The following is a 19,215-nucleotide window of genomic DNA, read 5'->3' as shown; positions in this document are numbered from 1 at the left end:
GCCAAAACCCACTCTGTGGTGATAAAATTCATCACTACAGAGTGGGAAATGCGAAGAACGTTACGTTAGTGATGTCAAACAGGCATACAGATGCAACATTGCATCTGTATGCCTGTTTTTTTGAAGTAGAAGAGGTGGCAAATAAGAACATGGAACACAAGTGGAGCAGAAGAGCGAGAGTGCGGTTAGAGTAGAAGGTAGAAGGAGAATAGAAGAGTAGCAAGTAAAGTAGCAAAAACAACAAGAATAAGGGACAGTCGCTAGCCACGAAATAACTGGAAAATATCCAGCTATTTCTCCCCAATTTCATCGAAAAAGCAAAATAACTGGAATTTCTCCAGTTATTTTTACCGTTTTCGATGAAATTCCAATAATCGAATAAATTAGATGTACTTTTTCCATTTATTTCACTTTTTCAGCCAAATCGCATGAAATTAGATGTAGTTTTTCCAGTTAATTCGCCAAACGAGTACTTCCGCAGGGGATCGATGTGACCCGAGTTAGTCGGAGAAATCGACTAACTCACGTGCCGGAGTAGCAAGCTGCTAACTGCTTTAGAGCTACGATTTCCCCTTGCGAGTCATCTCCGCAAGCGAAACCCACTGCTCATCGGTCACCTCGAGCAGGTCGTTGAACTGCCCGGCGCCTTGCAGCCACTCGCCGCCGTCAATCGTGATCACTTCGCCGTTAATATAGGCGGCGAAGTCCGAAATCAGATAAGCGGCGAGGTTCGCCAGCTCATCTTTTTCCCCAACGCGCCCCAGCGGAACGCGGTTCAAGAGCTTCTGCGACAGCTCGGGCGTGGGAGCCAGTCGGCTCCACGCGCCGTCGGTCGGGAACAGCCCCGGCGCGATGGCGACTTGCCGGATCCCGTACCGCGCCCACTCGACGGCGAGTGAGCGAGTAAGGGCAAGCACGCCGGCCTTCGCGGCGGCGGAGGGCACAACAAAGGCGGATCCGGTGGAGGCGTAGGAGGTGACGATGTTCAGCATCGTACCGCCTACACCTTGCTCGATCCACCTTTTACCCAGCTCCAACGTGGTGTAGAACGTCCCGTGGAGCACAATGTTCAGCACCGCATCGACCGCTCGCGGTGACAAATTCTCGGTCGGGCTGGCAAAGTTGCCCGCCGCATTGTTAATCAGCACGTCGATGCGGCCGAAGTGCTGCTCCACCGCAGTGATCATGGCAGCAACCTGCTGCGGATCACGCACATCACAGGGATGGTAGAACACATCCCCGCCGCCAACGCTCATTTCTGCCGCGGTTTTCGCGAGCACTTCTTCACGTCTACTCGTGATAGCCAGCTTAGCTCCGAGCGACAAGAATTTCTCACCCATCGCGCGGCCAAGACCCGTGCCGCCGCCAGTAATCAGTACAACTTTATCCTGGAGTAATGCTCCATCGAACATAGGACTCACGCTCCTTTTTACCTCATGGATATGGATATTAAGCTCATGAAGGGTTTATACCATTAATGATTGTAGATAATAGTCTATATCTTTAAATATAGACAGCGCTTACATTAAAGCTGATAACTCATGGTCGCATACAAATAACCCTACTGTCTAGTACTAATAGAAGCATTGGGATGCTGCACAATCAATGGACTTCATGTTGTGCGGAATCCCAATAACAGTTGAAATTGACCGTTGTAATGTTGTATTCTAGTGAATAAAAATTAGAGACAGAGGAGTGGCCAGCGTGGAGATTAAAGTGGATGATTTATCGGGTCCTGAAGTAGTAGCGCTCATTATGGAGCATCTTCTACATATGCAATCATTATCACCACCGGAAAGTACACATGCCCTAAATTTGGATGGGTTGAAAAAACCAGATGTGACATTTTGGAGTGGTTGGGAACAAGGAGAATTAGTTGGTTGTGGAGCACTCAAAGAGCTGGATAGTCAACATGGCGAGTTAAAATCAATGCGAACTTCCTCTGCGCATCACAGAAAAGGAGTCGCTAAGCGAATTCTTGAACACATTATTAATGAAGCGAAGCGACGCGGCTATACGCGAATAAGCTTGGAAACGGGCTCAGATGAAGCTTTCAAACCTGCAAGAAAGTTATATGAAAATTTTGGGTTTACCTACTGTGAGCCGTTCGGGGATTACACCCTAGACCCGAATAGTTCCTTCATGACATTGGCATTATGAGATCATTTTTAAACGGAGACCTTCAGCGCGTTGCTGGTGGTCTTTTTTCATTCCCTTGGAATAAAGTGTGATAAGAAACGGAATCCGAAAGGAGGAGTGAAGGGATGACTTATTTTATTTATCCATATATCGGCTGGAAGCAACAATGTACCAACGTTCCTATCGTCTTTCCGCCACAGCATCAAGATCGACAGCCAGGTTTTGAATACGTCATGAACCCGCGCCCATTATTCGAGAATCCTACCTATGTAGGCAGTGGTAAGTTGAAAAATAAGGTGGCGATTGTGACCGGCGGAGACAGTGGGATCGGACGGGCTGTTGCGATAGCTTTTGCCAAAGAGGGGGCAGATCTAGCCATCGCTTATCTCGACGAACACCAGGATGCGACGGAGACGAAGCAAATCATTACCAATCTAGGTCGGCAGTGTTTGCTAATTCCCACGGATCTAAGGGAGGAGGCAAATTGTCATGCTGTTGTGAACACAACGATTCAAACCTATGGGAAATTAGATATTTTAGTTAACAATCATGGCGTACAGTTTCATCAAAAAAGTATTATGGATATTACCAGAGAGCAGCTAATGAATACGTTTCAAACGAATATTATTTCTTTTTTTGATATGACCAAAGCAGCATTGCCTCATCTTCGTGCAGGAAGCGCCATCATTAATACGACTTCAGATACCGCCTTTTCTGGAATGGGCTTCATGATTGATTATACGGCTACCAAAGGAGCTATCGTTTCGTTTACACGTTCTTTATCCCTCTCGCTGGCCGATCAAGGCATTCGAGTTAACGCTGTAGCGCCGGGACCGACTTGGACGCCATTAATCCCCTCCGCATTTACAGCTGAAGAAGTAACGACATTCGGAACCGAGGTGCCCTTGAAACGCCCAGGGCAGCCATTTGAATTGGCTCCAGCTTATGTACTGTTGGCTTCTGATGATGCTTCCTACATATCTGGTCAAATTTTTTTCGTCAATGGAGGCTCGATCGTTACCTGAGGTTTGTAAATCAATTCTTTTCCGCCAAAATGAAAAAGAGGAGGTCTTATTCGACCTCCCCTCATCGCATTCCCTTCACTTACTCCGCCAAAACAAACGTCTCCAGCACATGCCTCACGCCATCCTCGTTATTGCTCTTCGTCACGAAGTTCGCCAACGCTTTAAGCTCGGGCAGCGCATTCTCCATCGCCACACCAAGGCCTGCGACTTCAAGCATTTCACGGTCATTCCATGCATCGCCGAGTGCAATTACTTCATCTAATGTACAACCGATGTGCTCAGCCAGGAACGTGATCGCATGCCCCTTCGTACCTTCCTTATGCATGAACTCCAGATAGTGGGGCTTGGACTTCGTAATGTGCAATTGGTCTCCCAGTAGAGGGAGCAGCTCCTCACGGATTTGGTCACAAACCTCAGGCTTATCAACAATCAGCATCTTAGGCTGCGGTATATGGATCCACTGACGAAGATCCCCAATGATATAAGGCGTCTTGGACAAGCTTACGTAGTTTTTAATCTTATCGTTATCTTCAGCTGCATAAAGCTCGTCCCCATGGTAAAGCTGAAGATGATAGTTGTTTTTCTCACAGTAATCGAGCAGGAAGCGGGCGCTCTCTACAGGGACCGTGCGCTCATAGAGCACTTTTTCGTCTAGCAAAGTTTTGATCAACGCCCCTTGGTAAGTAATAATGGGCACGTTGAGTCCGATACGATTGGCAATCTTAGCAGCGGAAGGGAAGCTTCTTCCCGTGGCGATGGTGACCATAACTCCTTTGGCAACGGCTTTATGCATAGCATCAACCGTCTCTTGTGAAATCGTCAAATCATCACGCAGCAGCGTATCATCTAAGTCAGCAGCAACTAATTTATACGTCATGTTTCTCACCGATCCTATTCGTCATCTCTATTAAAATTCTGCTAATAGCATACCCGAATTGCTAGAGAATTGCTACAATAAAGCGCATAGAAGATAGCTAAAAGGAGGCATTTTCACGATGACATCAGCTTACACGAATGACTTGGAGAAATGGCTTAGAGCCCATGCGAACGCGGAGAATGCACCTAGCATGGAAGCTTATATGAAGAATCATTTTCCTTTCCTTGGTATCCGTAATCCGGAACGTGTTGCACTGACCAAGCAATTCACGAAGGAGCATGGCTTTCCGAAAGGGGAGGAGGCAGTTCGTGTCGCCCAGGAGCTATGGGAATTGCCCGAGCGCGAGTTTGCCTACACGGCTATTATGATGCTGTTGCAAGTGAGGAAAACAGTAGATGCTGAGCATATTGAGGTGTTGGAGCATTTCGTCGTAACGCAATCCTGGTGGGACACCGTAGACACGATTGCTGATCATTTGATCGGTTTTCATCTGCAACGATTTCCCGAGCTAATTCCCGCTTATGTGGAGAAGTGGTTGGCTTCGGATAACATGTGGCTGCAGCGTACCGCGATCTTATTTCAGTTGAAGTATAAAAAGAAAACCGACGTCCCCTTGCTGTTTCATTGCATCACGACGATGGCTCACTCGAAGGAGTTCTTCATCCGCAAAGCGATTGGATGGGCGCTGCGCGAGTATTCCAAGACAGATGCGACAGCGGTACAATCCTTTGTTGCTAGCCATGAATTATCACCTCTAAGTGTACGGGAAGCATTGAAGGTAATTCAAAAACAACCAAATGCTGGAACGTAGCTGAAAGTTTCCTGAAAACGTTTGACATTGATAATCATTTTCATTATTATGTACTGAGAATCAATATCATACATAGATATTCAGGAGGGTCCACCATGTTTCATTTTAACAAACAAAAAACAACTAAAGTCTCGTTCACTGTCCTTTCAGTGTGTATGGCAGCACTACTCGTAACAGCTTGCGGAAGTGATAAAGATGCAGCAAGCACAACAACACCAGCAACTTCAACTGCCCCAGCAGCTACGGCAGCGGCTACAGCAACACCGGCTCCAGCTGTTGATAAAGTTGTTAAAGATAGCATGGGACATGATGTTAAAGTTCCTGCAAGCCCGAAAGCCGTTATCGCTTCCTACTTGGAGGATCCGCTTCTTGCACTTGGCGTTAAACCAGTTGTTCAATGGTCCGTGAAAGGTTCAACTGTTCAAGACTACCTACAAACACAACTTGCTGGCGTGCCAACGATTGGTTATGATCTTCCAGTTGAATCTGTCTTGAAAGCTACTCCAGACTTGATGATCGTAGGCAGTGAGTCTGCTGTTGAAAAAGGTCTTTACGAGCAGTACTCCAAAGTCGTACCGACATTCGTATTAGGCAGCGAGGTAACAGCTGACTTCCGTAAGACGCTTTTGAAAATGGGCGAAATTCTTAACAAGTCAGATGCAGCGAATGCCGCTTTGAAAAAATATGATCAAAAAGTAACAGATACAAAAGCGAAACTTGCAGCAACTGTTGGCGATAAAAAGGTTGCGATCCTTTGGCTAACAAACAAATCATTCTTTGTTGTTAACGGTAAAGTAGCCAGCGGCGCAGTTGCTTACGGCGATCTTGGTTTGAAAATGCCTAATATTCTAGCTGTCTTGCCAGATGCGAAAGCGAACTGGACACCAATTTCCCTAGAGAAGCTTGCACAATTGGATGCAGACTACATTTTCTTGGTTAACAGCGATAAAGGTCAAGCTGGGAACCTGGAAGATCCGCTATGGAAGAACGTTCCGGCTGTTAAAGCAGGGAAAGTATTTGAAATGGATACGAAGAGCAGCTGGTTGTACAACGGTGTAATCGCTGGCGAGCGCGTGATGGACGATATCGTTAAAGTCATTAAGTAATTGGGGGCTATGGTATGACGGGGTCAAAAAGCCAAGTTCCCTTAGCCAATCCCTCATTGAAATCGCGTCCGCTAGCTGCGTTAGTCATTATTTTAGGCGGTTTGGCCTTGTTGCTGATTAGCTTGGTTGCCTCTATTTCGGTAGGGGCAGCTGATATCTCCTTCGGTGAGGTATGGCAAGCCATCTTTCATTTTAATGCTGATTCGACAGAGCATTTAATCATTCAACAACTAAGACTTCCGCGAGCAATCGCGGGAGCGTTGGTTGGGTCTGCATTTGCTGTAGCAGGAGCGATTATGCAAGGTGTAACACGCAATCCGTTATCCGACCCGGGTATTCTCGGTATCAACGCAGGTGCAGGCTTTATGCTTGCCCTGTGTTTTGCCTTTTTACCGCAGCTGCCGTTTCATTATGTCATTCTATTTTCTTTTCTCGGTGCTGCGATAGGAACGGGGCTCGTATATGGGGTTAGCGCGATGGCTAGGGGAGGCGTTACGCCTGTTCGAATCGTCTTAGCGGGGTCAGCTGTCAGTGCTTTGCTGCTGGCGCTTAGCGAAGGGATTGCGATTTCCTATCATATTGGTCAGGATCTCGCTTTTTGGTTTGCAGGAGGGATTGCGGGTACGAAGTGGTTACAAGTTGATATTATGGCACCATGGATTCTCGGTGCTTTACTATGCGCTTTTTTCATCTCACCTTGGATTACGCTGTTAAGCATGGGGGAAGATGTTGCAACAGGCCTCGGATTACGGATAGGGCTTGTTAAGCTAGCGGCCTTCGTGCTAGTTCTGGTCCTGGCGGGTGCGTCTGTGGCAACGGTAGGAGCGATTGGATTCATTGGTCTTATTATTCCGCACGTTGTTCGCTATCTAGTTGGCGTTGATTATCGTTGGATTATCCCAACCTCAGCCGTATTAGGCGGGTTGTTGGTTGTGGCGGCTGATATCGGCGCCCGTATGGTTAACCCTCCTTTTGAGACGCCAATAGGTGCTATCATCGCGCTGATTGGTGTACCTTTCTTCCTCTATCTTGCGCGTAGAAAGGGGAGGGACTAGGTATGACAACCATGCAGCATGGAAGCATAAAGAAACCGAGATTGTCTAAAGCAATTACGGTTATGTCGATTTTAACGGTACTCATTGTTATCGTTTTTATTATTAGTATGAATACAGGCGTGATTCGGTTGACTCCGCTTGAGGTAGTGCGAACGTTCTTTGGAGGCGGGACAGCGAAGCAGGGGATTATCCTCTTTGATTTTCGGCTTCCGCGTATCGTGATTTCGATTTTGGTTGGAGCGGGGTTAGCGGTTTCCGGAGCCATCTTGCAGGGAATTTCGCGAAATATGCTGGCTGACCCAGGCATTCTGGGCATTAATGCGGGAGCGGGACTTGCGATCATTCTGGTCGTATCTTTTTATCCTAATAATGCTGCGGGTCCATTGTTCTTCATGCCCATGATTGCTATGTTGGGTGCTGGCTTGGCCGCTCTGCTGATATATACCCTTTCGTATATCAAAGGCAAAGGCATCTCGTCATCTCGTCTTCTCCTTGTGGGGATCGCGGTATCTGCGGGCATTGCTTCACTGATGATGGTATTAAGCATTCGCTTAGATCCGACTGATTTTCAGTTCGTACAGATCTGGTTAGCAGGCAGTATTTGGGGAACGAATTGGAAGTTCGTTCTCGCTTTATTACCGTGGATTGTTGTCCTCATTCCTTACGTCATGTTCAAAGCGAATGTGCTGAATGTGTTGAATCTAGGGGAGATGACGTCCATCGGTTTGGGGATAAGGATGGAACGGGAACGGCTTGGTTTGCTGGCTGCAGCTGTTGCGCTTGCTGGCGCTTGTGTCGCTGTCGGCGGCGGGATTGGTTTCGTAGGATTGATAGGTCCCCATCTAGCTAGAAGGTTAGTTGGACCCAAGCATCAATATTTGATTCCAGCCTCAGCACTTACCGGCGGCTTACTTCTTATCGTTGCGGATACGATAGCACGGGGGATGTTTCAGCCAACGGAGGTTCCAACAGGCATCGTGGCCGCAGTTATCGGGGCGCCATATTTTCTGTATTTATTAGTTCGAACGAGGGCTTCGTAAGAGGCCGTACATAGACATCCACAATGGGCTCCATAGCCTGTTGTGGATTTTTTTATTTGTGGCTGTTTATTTGTAAATGTTAGATAATGTAACGCATATACTAATAAAATAAAATAATTGTCATATATATTGACATAATACTTACATTGGTTTAAAGTAATTAAAATTCTTCTCGAGCGCGCTGGCGCCATGGAGAGGCAAAGGGAGAGATGGGAGATGGCTCACATGCGAACAAATGATTTGTTAGCTAGATTACCAAAGGTGGATCTTCATTTACACTTGGATGGCAGTGTGAAGCCCGAGACGATTTTGGAGCTCGCTCTCCAACAAGGCATATCACTTCCTGTTTACGATACAGATGGGCTGATCCCACATATGCGAGTGACTGACAATTGCGGCAGTCTGATTGAATACTTAGGTAAATTCGATTTTACAACACGCTTCCTACAAACAGGAGCAGCTTTAGAACGTGTAGCCTATGAAGTCGTTGAACAATCCGTTGAGCACAATTGTCGGTATGTGGAGGTCCGTTTTGCGCCACAATTGCACCGCAATAGGGGGTTAACACTGGAGGATACGTTCCACTACGTCACTCAAGGATTGAAGCGTGCGCAACGCGATTTTGGAACGAGATTCGGTGTTATTGCCATTTGTATGCGAAATCACGCTTGTGCAGATAATTTGGAAGTCATTGAAGCAGCGGCTAAGTTTGTAGGAAAAGGTGTCGTTGCCGTTGATTTAGCTGGGGATGAGGCGAATTATCCACCGGAATTTTTCCGTGAAGTGTTCGCTAGATCACATAAACTAGGTATTCCTGTTACCATTCATGCTGGTGAAGCCGCAGGTGCGGTAAACGTCTACGAGGCGGTTACAAATCTGGGAGCTACGCGAATCGGGCACGGTGTAAGACTTCGGGAGAATGCGGATATATTGGGAATGATCAAAGATCGCCGTATCCCACTGGAAATGTGTCCAATCTCTAATATCCAAACGAAGGCTGTGGCTTCGTGGGAGGCGTATCCGATCCGGGAATATTTAGATCAAGGACTGATTGTAACGATTAATACAGATAATCCTAGCGTGTCAGGTACTAATATTACGAAGGAGTATCGGGCGATCGCCGATCGATTCGCCTTTACAACACCAGAGCTAGTGAAGCTGATCATGAATGGTGTGGAAGCCGCTTTTATGGAGGAACAGGATAAGGTGATATTTAGACAAGAGATGGAAGCTGAGCTTAGCAGATTGGGTGTGTATAATTGAATTTGAAGATAGGACCTGTTGCGATGCGCAGCGGGTTCTTTTTTTGTTCAAATATAAGCGTATAAGTTTGACATGACCGCATAGCCGTTTATTTTCTTCATAAGAATGCCAGAAATATGTTAAAATTAGAGATATTTTCAATTTCTTTCGGTCGGAGGCATGGCTATTATATGGAGTATTATAAGCAGCTTAGGCAGTTCGTTGGACACAAGCCGATCATTTTACCTGGCGCAGTTGTGATTTTAGTAAATGAGCTTGGACAGGTTCTCTTACAGCAAAGACCGAATGAGATCTGGGGGCTGCCAGGAGGACTCATGGATTTGGATGAGTCTCTCGAAGATACAGCTAGGCGCGAATTTTTTGAAGAAACAGGTCTTGCGCTAGGAGATTTGGCATTAGTCGATGTGTTCTCTGGCCCTAAGTATCATTACACCCTTTCGAACGGAGATGAGTTTTACGCTGTAACTGCTGCCTATATGGCAAGTGAAGCAACAGGTGAGTTAGTTATAGAAGCTTCCGAAACCAGGGATTTGCAATATTTTGATATACACCAGTTGCCTGAAGCGATGGGTGAAGTATATAGGGATTGTGTAGCGGCTTATGTGACAAGAGTATTAAATCGCTAAGCTTTTTTAACAGGATAATTACAGGGGAGGAAAGGTACTAGTAGGAGGAGGCGAACAACGTGATGGTCCCGTATATGATTGTGCTTGTGTATGTCATATATATGTTATTGAAGTGTTACAGATCTAATAAAGCTAAGAAGCGGATTGGAACCGTTACGCTCGTTGGATTTAGTGACTACAAGAAAATATTTATGACGCTGCTGAATCTTTTTTTCTTTCCTTTTGTTATCACGCTGGAGAGTAATGGCAAGTATGCCTTGCTATTCGTTCTTATTTTACTTGTAGCCATGCTTGATCGTGTTTATATCGGGGATAAGGGGATTAAGGTGCATGACGAATTTATCCCGAAAGAGGATATCCTGCATTACTATATGGTCGATGGAAGAGTCAATCAATTCGAGCTCTTTGTTAAAGGGAAAGTAGACGTATTAAGAATCACCATCAATAAGCGGAAATTGGGAAGTCAGTTCAATGAGATTTTAGCGGAATGGAAGTCTGTGAGCTAGCATCATGAATAGGAGTGTTGAAATGAAAAAGTTTATTTTGGGCTTAGCATGCGGGATTGGATTGACTGCGGCCACTGGCGTGTATGCGTCGGATATGGTGCAGACATATCTTTTTCCAGCGAAGTTTGTCATCAATGGTGAAGTGAGAAGCGCGGAAGGTTACCAAACATTAAACTATGAGGGACATGTGTATGTTCCTGTACGTTTTATAGCAGAAAACACGGGAAATAAAGTGGTCTACGAAGAGGCAACACAAACCATTGTCGTTGATGACGGTTTTCATATTATGGATATTAATAATCCTGGAATGAGTGCGGGGCACGTATCTGTTGAGAAAGAGGGCACCCACTCGGTCATTAAGGGGCAACTCTTTATTGGACATGATGCATGGGACTACAAGTTTATTACGGCCTATCAGTCCATAAATCCAAGTCTCGACTTGACCAAAACAGATGCAGCAGGTAACCTTGCTTTCTGGAACGATAAGGGAGAGTTGATGGAGAAAGTGCCCTATGTGATTAACCAGATACCGACACTCACGGAGCAAATCATCTCGTTCCAAACAACGAGTCAAACAGATATTTCTGGTTATAAAATGGTTACCTTAGAAAGCAACACGCCATCACCTGCACGTATGCCGGGGTATACGGCGCCAACATTCATACAGGATGCAACCAATAAGGTCGCCTTTGGTCTCGTTGATGTGCTGCGAAGTGGGGAATACACAATTGTCAGAGGCTTTTTAGATAGTGTGGTGGAAAAGGAAGTGCCTGCAAATACGCCGATCGTTGTTACTTTTTATGATGAAAAGGGCGGTGTTTTGGGTACAGCAACCACGAAGCTTGGAGTGGAGAAACCTCGGGGTATTATGCCTTTTGCGGTGTTTGTGGGCAAAGGGGATTTCACTACGTATAAGTCAGTTAAGGTTGCATTGGGTTCGTAGTGAAGGGGGAGATACACATGGATACTTACATCATTACTGGCGGTTCCAAAGGCCTGGGCGCTGCCATCATCCGGCAGCTGCTAGAGCAAGGTGCTGCGGTCCATTATATTTCCCGCAGCGAGAACGAGACCTTGCGCCAAGAGGCGCTGCGCGTGGAAGGTCAGCTGACCTTCCACGCTTACGACTTGGCGCAAACGGAAGGTCTAGATTCGCTCCTAGAGCGAATCCTCTCGAAGCCCGATGGCGTGGCCTCGGTCACGCTCATCAACAACGCGGGCATGCTCGAGCCGATGACGTCGATCGGCCGAGCAGCCCCTGACGACCTGCAGCGCAGCCTGCAGGTCAATCTCGTCGCACCCGCGGTGCTGACGAACAGCTTCATTCGGCTCACGCAAGCGTGGCCGATACTGAAGCGGGTCGTCGGCATCTCCTCGGGCGCGGGGCGCAAGCCCTACCCCGGCTGGGGTGCGTATTGCACCGCCAAAGCCGGGCTGGACATGCTCACGCGCTGCGTCGGCGCCGAGCAAGCGCGTGAGCCACACCCTGTGCTGATCTGTTCGGTGGCACCGGGTGTGGTAGACACGGATATGCAGCGGGAGATTCGCGCTGCATCCGAAGAGGACTTCCCGCAGGTGAGCCGGTTCGTCCAGCTCAAAGAGCAGGGCGAGCTGCGCTCACCCGAAGATACCGCGAAGCAGCTGCTTCGCCTGCTGCAAGCGAATGCGTTCGAACAAGGCGAGGTCGCCGACTTGCGTACGAAAGAGCCCGTGTCGTAATCCGACACGGGCTCTTTCTATCAGCGATCTATTGAATGCTGCCGCTAACCTTGCCTCCAGCTGAAAGCTCAGAGGTACAGAACTTGCAGCGTGAAGCCTGTGCAGGTATTTCAGATAAGCAATGAGGACAATCTTTGGTTGTTACCGCCTTTTCCTTCGGTGCTTCCTTCTTACGGAATTTGCCGATTTGACGAACAACCATGAAGATAACGAATGCCACGATCAAGAAATCCAAGAAGGTTGATAGGAATTGGCCATACCTAAAGACAGCGGTGGCCTTGGAAGCTTCATCAAATGTTGCGTAATGTTTCCCATCCAAGGCAACATACAAATTATTGAAATTCACTTTTCCAATGAGCAAACCAACGAGCGGCATGACCAAATCATTCACAATGGAAGTAATGACTTTACCAAAAGCGCCTCCGATAATAACCCCGACAGCAAGGTCGAGCATGTTCCCTTTGAAAGCAAAATCTTTGAATTCTTTTAGCATGATGTACCCCCATGAGACTATGATTGATAGCATTGTACCATAGTTGATAGAGCCCAAACAAATGCGATCTCACCGCTTAAAGGGATGATTTTATTTAAAGCAGAGTGGGGTTCATTTGTGCCTTATCTATATTTTTACTGTGCCTTATCTATGCTTTATCTGTGTTTTAGCTCTGCCTTATCTACGCCCTCACAGCAATAATCTCCTTCAAAGCTTGAACAAGCACCGCATTCTCTTCGGAAGTTCCAATTGAAATCCTTACATGGTTCGGTAGATTCCAACCTCCGCCGTAACGAACAATCACCCCACGACGCATCAAATTATCATAGATGAGTTTAGCTTGTGCCCCTAGATCGACGAGTACGAAATTACTCATACTTGGCGTGAAGGGAAGTGCAAGGGTACGCAATTCGGTGTAAAGCTCTTCCCGCACCTTGGCATTATTAGCACGTGTTGCCTCAAGATGCTGATCATCCTGGATAGCAGCAGCGGCGCCAACCTGAGCGAGTGTATTTACATTAAAAGGCTCTTTAACCTGGCGAATCCGTTGCAGGATACCAGCATCTGCAATGCCATAACCTACGCGAATGCCTGCCAAACCGTAGATTTTAGAAAAGGTTTGCAGGACGACAACGGGATAGCCTTCTCGGACTAGCGCAAGACCATCACAATAATCATCAGCGGTAACGAAATGGCTATACGCACCATCGAAGATTACGAGCACGTGCGAGGGGAGACTCTTCACAAGTCGGTGTAAGTCCGTTTTGGTCATATAAGTGCCCGTCGGATTGTTTGGTGAGCAAATATAGAGCATTTTGGTGCGTTCCGTTACTGCATCGAGAATAGCTTCTACTTCGTAGCGGTAGTTCTCCCCTAGCGGCACGTTAACAATATGGGCTCCAAGTAAATTGGCTCCGAATTCGTACTCGCTGAACGTCGGAGAAGGCACAATGACCTCATCACCAGGTTCTAAGTAAGTTTCGGAGAGGAGTGTAATCAGCTCGTCGCCTCCATTGGTAACAAGGATTTGATCAGGCGAGAATCCGCGTTTCTTTGCAATAGCTTCTCTAAGATTGACTGTCTCTGCATCTGGGTAGCGATGAATTTCTGATATATAAGCTTGAATCGCCTCCAGAGCAAGCGGGGAAGGGCCTAATGGATTTTCATTGGATGCCAATTTGGTAACCGCTGTGAGCCCGAATTCGCGTTGAACCTCCCAGATGGGTTTGCCGGGTGTGTAGGGCTTCATGCGTGATAAAATGCTGCGTGGATTGATATTTTCAACACCTGGACCTTCCATATACAACACTCCTTATCAAAAACACTTTATTTAAATACTACATTAACTTGGTAAAGTAGTAAAGTGAAAAGTTTGCGTACCCTGTGTATGATAGTTTGGTATATGATACAAATGATAAGCGTTTACATAATAGAGGGGACGGCAGTTGGATGAAGAAAATGAGATTCGGTATTCGTGCCAAAATTATGATTGGATATGCATTCATCATTTTCTGCTTAACCCTTTCATTTTTACTTGTTAATCAGCAGTTAGCCGCTATGCAGAGAGATCGCAATTATGTAATTGAGCACGACTTCGCCGTGAATAGGGAGTCGAATCTTCTTGAGAAATATGTCATGGATATGGAAAACGGGCAAAGAGGCTACTTACTCACGGGGGAAGTCAAATATTTAGAGCCCTATACGACTGGACAGACCAAGTGGAGAGATTCCTTTAATCATCTGAAAGAATTAACGAATGATAATCCTGTGCAGGAGAAAAATTTGGTTACTCTTAAGCAATCTATCGAAAGTTGGCTTGTACAAACAGGCGGCACGATGCCAACGATGAGGAATGGTCTCGAGAATGAGAGTTATTTTAATTTCTCCTTTTTTATCACTCACCAAAATATTCTAGATATTCGCTCGCAATTGAGTCGATTTCGCAGTCTTGAAATGGGCTATGTGAAGGAGAGAGCGGCCCATCTAGATGCTCAAAATGAAATGCTGACCAACTCCTTATTTGTCATGCTGGGTGTGGTGCTCATCTTTTCATTGCTTGCAGCACTACTTATTTCGAGATCGATTGTTGGGACCATTAAACAGGTTACCAAGAGCATCATCAAGCTGAGCTCGATGAAGCGAGATCGTTCAAAGCGCATTCATGTCACGATGAATGATGAAGTAAAGGATTTGGCTGATGCAACGAATGTTTTATTGGAGAGCCAAGAAGAGATCGAGTGGCAGCAGCGGAAGCTGACGGAAGTGGTCCATATGCTGCAAGGCATTTCCAATTTAGAAACGCTAGGCACTTCCTTTATTCGCAAAGCGGCTGAATTGTTTGGAGCTTCCTTCGGGGTTTTTTACATAAGAAGTGTACACGAATCTAAAGATTGCATGATGAGGTTGGCGACTTATGCGGCAATGGGGGAAAGTGCGCAGGCGGGGAAAGCTTATTTTCTGCTTGGGGAAGGCTTACTTGGTCAATGTGTGATTGAGAAGCGAATTGTACATCTTACCCATGTTCCTGAAACATATATCTCTTTAACATCAGGACTGGGGTCAGCCGGCGCGCAAAGTGTACTCATCGTTCCGATTATTCATAATCAAGAAGTCATTGCCATCATGGAGCTGGCTTCTTTTGATAAATTCACGTCGCTTCAACTAAGTCTATTGGATGATATTTTAGAAGTGTTAGGCACGATCGTACATAGTGTGCAAACGCGTGTTGAGGTTGAGCGTCTGCTAAAAGAGTACCAAGCTATGACAGAGGAGCTTCAAAGTCAACAAGAAGAATTACATTTAACCAACGAACAATTAGAAGAAAGAAATCGCTATGCGGATGAAAGGTCGCGGGAGCTGGAGCATATGAAAGTTTCCTTTGAAGAACACGCCATTCAATTGGAGATGAGCTCACGGTACAAATCGGAGTTCTTGGCGAACATGTCTCATGAGCTGCGAACGCCGCTGAACAGCATATTGATCCTTTCCCAGATGCTTCTGGAGAATAATAACCAAACCCTAACGCATGATGAGCAAGAATATGCCCGTGTTATTCATTCTTCAGGGAATGATTTATTGCTCCTCATCAATGATATTTTGGATTTGTCCAAGGTTGAAGCGGGTAAATTGGATATTCACATTGGTGAGTTGCATACAGATTGGCTCCCCGAGTTGTTGCAAAGTCAATTTGAGAAGGTGGCTGAACAGCGAAAGCTTGCTTTTCGAATCGAGATGGATGCTCAAGTGCCGACCATTTTCTATACAGATGAACAGAGGCTTAGTCAAATTATCAAAAACTTACTTTCTAACGCGTTTAAATTCACTCATCACGGCTCTGTACAGGTGGAATTTAGCATGTGCAAGGTTGAACAAATTGTGGAGCTATTGCCTTCAGTTACCCATACGCAGGTTATGGCAGTTTCCGTTAAGGATACCGGTATAGGTATACCGAAAGACAAGCAAGAAGTCATATTCGAACCATTCCGGCAAGCCGATGGGACCACGAATCGGAAGTATGGAGGGACTGGACTTGGCTTATCGATTAGTCGCGAGTTAGCTCGACTCCTTGGAGGCTGCATCCATATGCATAGTGAGGAAGGCAAAGGGAGTGCCTTTACCTTATATGTGCCGTCATTACCTCATCTGATCGGAGTAAGCAATACGATGCACAAGGAAGCAGCTGCGGCATCGACTAACACAGTTAATGAATATTTCCTGCGAGAAATAAGTAAGAAAACCCCTGAGCTGGAGGTTGGCAATAGCATTCTTTTTAAGGATAGAAAAGTGCTTGTTGTAGATGACGACGTACGTAACGTATTTGCGCTATGCAATGCTTTTGAGCAAGAAGGCATTATCGTGAGTGTTGCTCAGAACGGACAAGAGTGCTTAGACCTGTTGGCAAAGGATTGTCATATTGAGCTTATCCTCATGGATATCATGATGCCGGTCATGGATGGTTATGAAGCTATGCGTCTCATTAGGAAAAATAGTCGATACGCGGATGTTCCGATTATTGCGCTTACCGCGAAAGCGATGAAGCAAGACAGGGATATCTGCTTGCAAGCGGGAGCATCCGACTATATTAGCAAGCCGTTGCATGTCAGTCAGCTTCTCGCGCTTATGCAGGTTTGGCTGAGCAAATAAAGCAGAAAGACCTTTGACTACCTTCCAATAAGGAAGACGTCAAAGGTCTTTTGCGTCATAGGACATTTCGTTCTGTATGAACTTCAAAATGGTAAATGGTGTTGCGCGTTAATACACGGAAATCCACGCCGTCTTGATCAATCGCTTGCACACGTGTTGTTTTGAATGGTGTATGTTGTCTAACCCCTGATAACGTCATTGGACATCCTACTTCGGTCGGGTTCACTTCGCGAAATGTTTGCCCTTGAATCTCATCGAAATCGAATCGATCTGATCGATGTTTAGGGGTAATCCCATCCACCTCATAGATTTGCAGTAGCTTTAACAACCTCATTCTGGACCCTCCCACCTTTACTTTCGTATTCATTATACACGGACACCTCAAATTTGGCGAAGTCTACAAACCTAACATAATCCTAAAGAAGTCTTCATACTTTCCTAGCTTCCCAAAGATACAATTGTTATATCTGAATCGGGGGTGTTGCGAATGCTGCACACGAAAGTTGTAATCGGGGAAAAAGAAGTTCTTATTTTCTTTGAATCCATGCACCAAGAGTATTCATATCGAGCGATTGAAACGATAACGAAGCATTTAAATAATGCTCAGGTCAGGGAAGTATTTGATAACCTGGGATTAGTTCATACAACGAATACAGAGGTAACGCTCTTCTCGTTAAATGGAGAGATGGAGACAATACTCATGACCTGATCCGCGGTCTAGCCCTTTCCTTTATTTTTAGCTAAAATGGAGGATGTTAGAACAAGGAGGTAGATACATATGGCAGTTGTGAAATTGGAACATGTAGGTGTCATGGTAGCAAATTTAGAAGCATCTATTGCATTCTATGAAAATGTGATCGGACTTAAGCACAAAGGTACGTTGCTCCATACGAATGGCGTCATTCGGCTTGGCTTTCTTGGCTTTGGGGTGGGACATGAAACAGAAGTTGAATTAATTGAAGGCTACAATTCGAATTTGCCTCAAGAAGGTAAAGTGCATCACTTGGCTTTTACCGTAGATGATGTAGAAGCCGAATTCGCAAGAATTCAAGGCCTTGAGGTTGAGCAGTTGGATACGGAAATTACAACACTCCCGAACGGCTCCAGGTATTTCTTCTTTAATGGATTAGATGGCGAGCGAATTGAATTCTTTCAATCTACGCGTGGATAGGTTTAACATTTGCTAGATACGGGCATCCTTTTACTAGAGTCATAGATTCTAGTGAAGAGGTGCTTTTTTAATGTCGAAGCGGTGGACACAAATAATGATAGGTGTACTCATACTTGGCTTATTCTTCGGGTGGATTCGTCATGTGGATGCACAGGCCGAACAAGATGCACAGCTATTATTAAATGTGGCAAAGCCGGTTATTCAAACTAATCAAAAAATCACCTTCAAATATACAGGTTATTTTGGTGCATGTGGCGGTGTGGATACCAAGGTTATGGCAGCCGGCGAAAGCTTATCGCAAGAGCTGGGCTTCAAATCTAAGGATAATGAGCAAATTTCCTTACAGCAGGGTATCTATACAGTAAAATCAGAAGTAGCCGCTGGCGCAGTCATGACATTAACGGTTGCCAGTCCGGTGGGCCAGTCAGCTTGTTATGCCGTAATACGATTGGATGCTTCAGGAAGTGCCGAACAAGACCTACTGTTGAAATGGCAGGAGCAAATGAACACGCGGCTGACAAAACAGGGTATTCAAGGCAAGTGGAATGTGATGATCCAAGGTGTTGCTGCTGATGACCTCATTTTGAGCAATAGCCCCAAGGAATTCTTAACGGACCTAGTTCGTTCTTATAAAGGATATGTCGTTGAGAGTTATGAAGATACGACAACATTCAGTATATCGCTGGCATCATCTGAATTCGAAGCTTCTATACTTAGCGGCAGTCAAAAGGTGAATGTCCAAATCGCGCTTCATCTAGATACGACTTCTGGCCTCTGGCGCTTGACTGTAGGAACACCGATTATCACAATGGAATATTAAGTTGAAAGAGGGTGCAGTGGATGCATCCTTTTTTTTGTTGTGTACTTGTAGGAACAATTCAAAACAATGGCAATAATGGAACTTTTCCAAAGGGGTTGTAATTGATTTCTAGGCATGGTACATTAGTCCTCGTTGTTCTGAAGCAAACAACCACGAACGAAATGAAAGTGGACTTGCTTTCCGGCAATGAGGTATGGTAAGATGACTTTCCGACAGACACCGACTTAAATAGACAAGAAAAATAGTGCTTGCAATTGAGAAACGATCTGTGGTATATTACTTCTCGCTGCTTCGGTAACACGGCAGTGAGCGAAAGAAATTGATCTTTGAAAACTGAACAACGAGTGAGTAAGCACAGTCGAGTAATCGACTATAAAAGAGATTGCAAAATCTCGCTAGCTTCAAATGAGCAAGTCATCTT

19 protein-coding genes and 1 pseudogene are annotated in these 19,215 nt (G+C 45.7%); 15 read left to right on the top strand and 5 right to left on the bottom strand.

Annotated features, from left to right (window positions below; translation table 11 throughout):
- Positions 1–560: 560 nt before the first annotated feature.
- On the bottom strand, positions 561–1,412 hold the full coding sequence (locus AC58QG_RS35690) for an SDR family oxidoreductase (protein ID WP_497366700.1): 852 nt from the start codon (positions 1,410–1,412) through the stop codon (positions 561–563).
- 292 nt (positions 1,413–1,704) lie between these two features.
- On the opposite strand from AC58QG_RS35690, the gene AC58QG_RS35685 reads away from it, so the two are divergent.
- A complete protein-coding gene (locus tag AC58QG_RS35685; RefSeq protein WP_497366699.1) occupies positions 1,705–2,160 on the top strand; it encodes a GNAT family N-acetyltransferase in 456 nt (151 codons plus the stop codon).
- A 104-nt stretch (positions 2,161–2,264) separates the two neighbouring features.
- Complete coding sequence (locus AC58QG_RS35680; protein ID WP_497366698.1) at positions 2,265–3,164, top strand: SDR family oxidoreductase; 900 nt, start codon at positions 2,265–2,267, stop codon at positions 3,162–3,164.
- Between the two features lie 79 nt (positions 3,165–3,243).
- Here the strand turns inward: AC58QG_RS35680 and AC58QG_RS35675 are convergent, their stop codons facing one another.
- Positions 3,244–4,041 carry an HAD family hydrolase gene (locus tag AC58QG_RS35675; RefSeq protein WP_497366697.1) on the bottom strand — a complete coding sequence of 266 codons (798 nt, stop codon included), beginning with the start codon at positions 4,039–4,041 and terminating at the stop codon, positions 3,244–3,246.
- Between the two features lie 118 nt (positions 4,042–4,159).
- Between AC58QG_RS35675 and AC58QG_RS35670 the strand changes: the two genes are divergently transcribed.
- The 9 genes from AC58QG_RS35670 (at position 4,160) to AC58QG_RS35630 (ending at position 12,167) form a co-directional block, all read left to right on the top strand.
- Entirely contained in the window at positions 4,160–4,852 is a 693-nt protein-coding gene (locus AC58QG_RS35670) for a DNA alkylation repair protein (protein WP_497366696.1), read from the top strand.
- 95 nt (positions 4,853–4,947) lie between these two features.
- Positions 4,948–5,958 carry an ABC transporter substrate-binding protein gene (locus AC58QG_RS35665; protein WP_497366695.1) on the top strand — a complete coding sequence of 337 codons (1,011 nt, stop codon included), beginning with the start codon at positions 4,948–4,950 and terminating at the stop codon, positions 5,956–5,958.
- A 14-nt stretch (positions 5,959–5,972) separates the two neighbouring features.
- A complete protein-coding gene (locus AC58QG_RS35660; protein ID WP_497366694.1) occupies positions 5,973–7,013 on the top strand; it encodes a FecCD family ABC transporter permease in 1,041 nt (346 codons plus the stop codon).
- A gap of 11 nt (positions 7,014–7,024) precedes the next feature.
- Positions 7,025–8,053 (top strand): FecCD family ABC transporter permease, encoded by a 1,029-nt coding sequence (locus tag AC58QG_RS35655; protein ID WP_497366731.1) that lies wholly within the window; start codon positions 7,025–7,027, stop codon positions 8,051–8,053.
- A 225-nt stretch (positions 8,054–8,278) separates the two neighbouring features.
- The gene (gene add, locus AC58QG_RS35650; protein ID WP_497366693.1) at positions 8,279–9,316 is read left to right on the top strand and encodes an adenosine deaminase; all 1,038 of its coding nucleotides are present in this window, start codon (positions 8,279–8,281) and stop codon (positions 9,314–9,316) included.
- Positions 9,317–9,486: 170 nt separating this feature from the next.
- Positions 9,487–9,942: an NUDIX hydrolase gene (locus AC58QG_RS35645; RefSeq protein WP_497366692.1), complete on the top strand. Its 456-nt coding sequence runs from the start codon at positions 9,487–9,489 to the stop codon at positions 9,940–9,942.
- A gap of 59 nt (positions 9,943–10,001) precedes the next feature.
- Positions 10,002–10,448, top strand: a complete 447-nt coding sequence (locus tag AC58QG_RS35640; protein WP_497366691.1) for a hypothetical protein — start codon at positions 10,002–10,004, stop codon at positions 10,446–10,448.
- Between the two features lie 22 nt (positions 10,449–10,470).
- Positions 10,471–11,391 (top strand): stalk domain-containing protein, encoded by a 921-nt coding sequence (locus AC58QG_RS35635; RefSeq protein WP_497366690.1) that lies wholly within the window; start codon positions 10,471–10,473, stop codon positions 11,389–11,391.
- Between the two features lie 17 nt (positions 11,392–11,408).
- The gene (locus AC58QG_RS35630) at positions 11,409–12,167 is read left to right on the top strand and encodes a (S)-benzoin forming benzil reductase (RefSeq protein WP_497366689.1); all 759 of its coding nucleotides are present in this window, start codon (positions 11,409–11,411) and stop codon (positions 12,165–12,167) included.
- A 28-nt stretch (positions 12,168–12,195) separates the two neighbouring features.
- On the opposite strand, the gene mscL is transcribed toward AC58QG_RS35630, so the two are convergent.
- Both mscL and hisC read right to left on the bottom strand, forming a co-directional pair.
- Positions 12,196–12,660, bottom strand: coding sequence for a large conductance mechanosensitive channel protein MscL (gene mscL, locus AC58QG_RS35625; protein ID WP_497366688.1), 465 nt, complete (start codon positions 12,658–12,660; stop codon positions 12,196–12,198).
- A 181-nt stretch (positions 12,661–12,841) separates the two neighbouring features.
- Complete coding sequence (gene hisC / locus AC58QG_RS35620) at positions 12,842–13,960, bottom strand: histidinol-phosphate transaminase (protein ID WP_497366687.1); 1,119 nt, start codon at positions 13,958–13,960, stop codon at positions 12,842–12,844.
- A gap of 149 nt (positions 13,961–14,109) precedes the next feature.
- Here hisC and AC58QG_RS35615 point away from each other — a divergent pair.
- Positions 14,110–16,767, top strand: a pseudogene (locus AC58QG_RS35615) (ATP-binding protein); the annotation flags it as partial.
- 91 nt (positions 16,768–16,858) lie between these two features.
- Here the strand turns inward: AC58QG_RS35615 and AC58QG_RS35610 are convergent.
- Entirely contained in the window at positions 16,859–17,137 is a 279-nt protein-coding gene (locus tag AC58QG_RS35610) for a hypothetical protein (RefSeq protein ID WP_497366686.1), read from the bottom strand.
- A gap of 153 nt (positions 17,138–17,290) precedes the next feature.
- Here AC58QG_RS35610 and AC58QG_RS35605 point away from each other — a divergent pair, with 153 nt between their 5' ends.
- The 3 genes from AC58QG_RS35605 (at position 17,291) to AC58QG_RS35595 (ending at position 18,794) form a co-directional block, all read left to right on the top strand.
- A complete protein-coding gene (locus AC58QG_RS35605; RefSeq protein ID WP_497366685.1) occupies positions 17,291–17,512 on the top strand; it encodes a hypothetical protein in 222 nt (73 codons plus the stop codon).
- Positions 17,513–17,581: 69 nt separating this feature from the next.
- Entirely contained in the window at positions 17,582–17,974 is a 393-nt protein-coding gene (locus AC58QG_RS35600) for a VOC family protein (RefSeq protein ID WP_497366684.1), read from the top strand.
- A gap of 70 nt (positions 17,975–18,044) precedes the next feature.
- Positions 18,045–18,794 (top strand): YwmB family TATA-box binding protein, encoded by a 750-nt coding sequence (locus tag AC58QG_RS35595; RefSeq protein WP_497366683.1) that lies wholly within the window; start codon positions 18,045–18,047, stop codon positions 18,792–18,794.
- The last annotated feature ends 421 nt before the right edge of the window (positions 18,795–19,215 follow it).

This window comes from Paenibacillus sp. J22P169 (assembly GCF_059691995.1).
The sequence above is the reverse complement of the archived record's forward strand: the minus strand, read 5'-3'. Positions and strand labels throughout refer to the sequence as shown.

What these genes read in the sequence shown, in the direction of transcription:
- AC58QG_RS35690 (WP_497366700.1), bottom strand. Translation starts at nt 1,412, where the DNA reads ATGTTCGATGGAGCATTACTCCAGGATAAAGTTGTACTGATTACTGGC.
- AC58QG_RS35680 (WP_497366698.1), top strand. Translation starts at nt 2,265, where the DNA reads ATGACTTATTTTATTTATCCATATATCGGCTGGAAGCAACAATGTACC.
- AC58QG_RS35675 (WP_497366697.1), bottom strand. Translation starts at nt 4,041, where the DNA reads ATGACGTATAAATTAGTTGCTGCTGACTTAGATGATACGCTGCTGCGT.
- AC58QG_RS35670 (WP_497366696.1), top strand. Translation starts at nt 4,160, where the DNA reads ATGACATCAGCTTACACGAATGACTTGGAGAAATGGCTTAGAGCCCAT.
- AC58QG_RS35665 (WP_497366695.1), top strand. Translation starts at nt 4,948, where the DNA reads ATGTTTCATTTTAACAAACAAAAAACAACTAAAGTCTCGTTCACTGTC.
- AC58QG_RS35660 (WP_497366694.1), top strand. Translation starts at nt 5,973, where the DNA reads ATGACGGGGTCAAAAAGCCAAGTTCCCTTAGCCAATCCCTCATTGAAA.
- AC58QG_RS35655 (WP_497366731.1), top strand. Translation starts at nt 7,025, where the DNA reads ATGCAGCATGGAAGCATAAAGAAACCGAGATTGTCTAAAGCAATTACG.
- add (WP_497366693.1), top strand. Translation starts at nt 8,279, where the DNA reads ATGCGAACAAATGATTTGTTAGCTAGATTACCAAAGGTGGATCTTCAT.
- AC58QG_RS35645 (WP_497366692.1), top strand. Translation starts at nt 9,487, where the DNA reads ATGGAGTATTATAAGCAGCTTAGGCAGTTCGTTGGACACAAGCCGATC.
- AC58QG_RS35635 (WP_497366690.1), top strand. Translation starts at nt 10,471, where the DNA reads ATGAAAAAGTTTATTTTGGGCTTAGCATGCGGGATTGGATTGACTGCG.
- AC58QG_RS35630 (WP_497366689.1), top strand. Translation starts at nt 11,409, where the DNA reads ATGGATACTTACATCATTACTGGCGGTTCCAAAGGCCTGGGCGCTGCC.
- mscL (WP_497366688.1), bottom strand. Translation starts at nt 12,660, where the DNA reads ATGCTAAAAGAATTCAAAGATTTTGCTTTCAAAGGGAACATGCTCGAC.
- hisC (WP_497366687.1), bottom strand. Translation starts at nt 13,960, where the DNA reads ATGGAAGGTCCAGGTGTTGAAAATATCAATCCACGCAGCATTTTATCA.
- AC58QG_RS35610 (WP_497366686.1), bottom strand. Translation starts at nt 17,137, where the DNA reads ATGAGGTTGTTAAAGCTACTGCAAATCTATGAGGTGGATGGGATTACC.
- AC58QG_RS35605 (WP_497366685.1), top strand. Translation starts at nt 17,291, where the DNA reads ATGCTGCACACGAAAGTTGTAATCGGGGAAAAAGAAGTTCTTATTTTC.
- AC58QG_RS35600 (WP_497366684.1), top strand. Translation starts at nt 17,582, where the DNA reads ATGGCAGTTGTGAAATTGGAACATGTAGGTGTCATGGTAGCAAATTTA.
- AC58QG_RS35595 (WP_497366683.1), top strand. Translation starts at nt 18,045, where the DNA reads ATGTCGAAGCGGTGGACACAAATAATGATAGGTGTACTCATACTTGGC.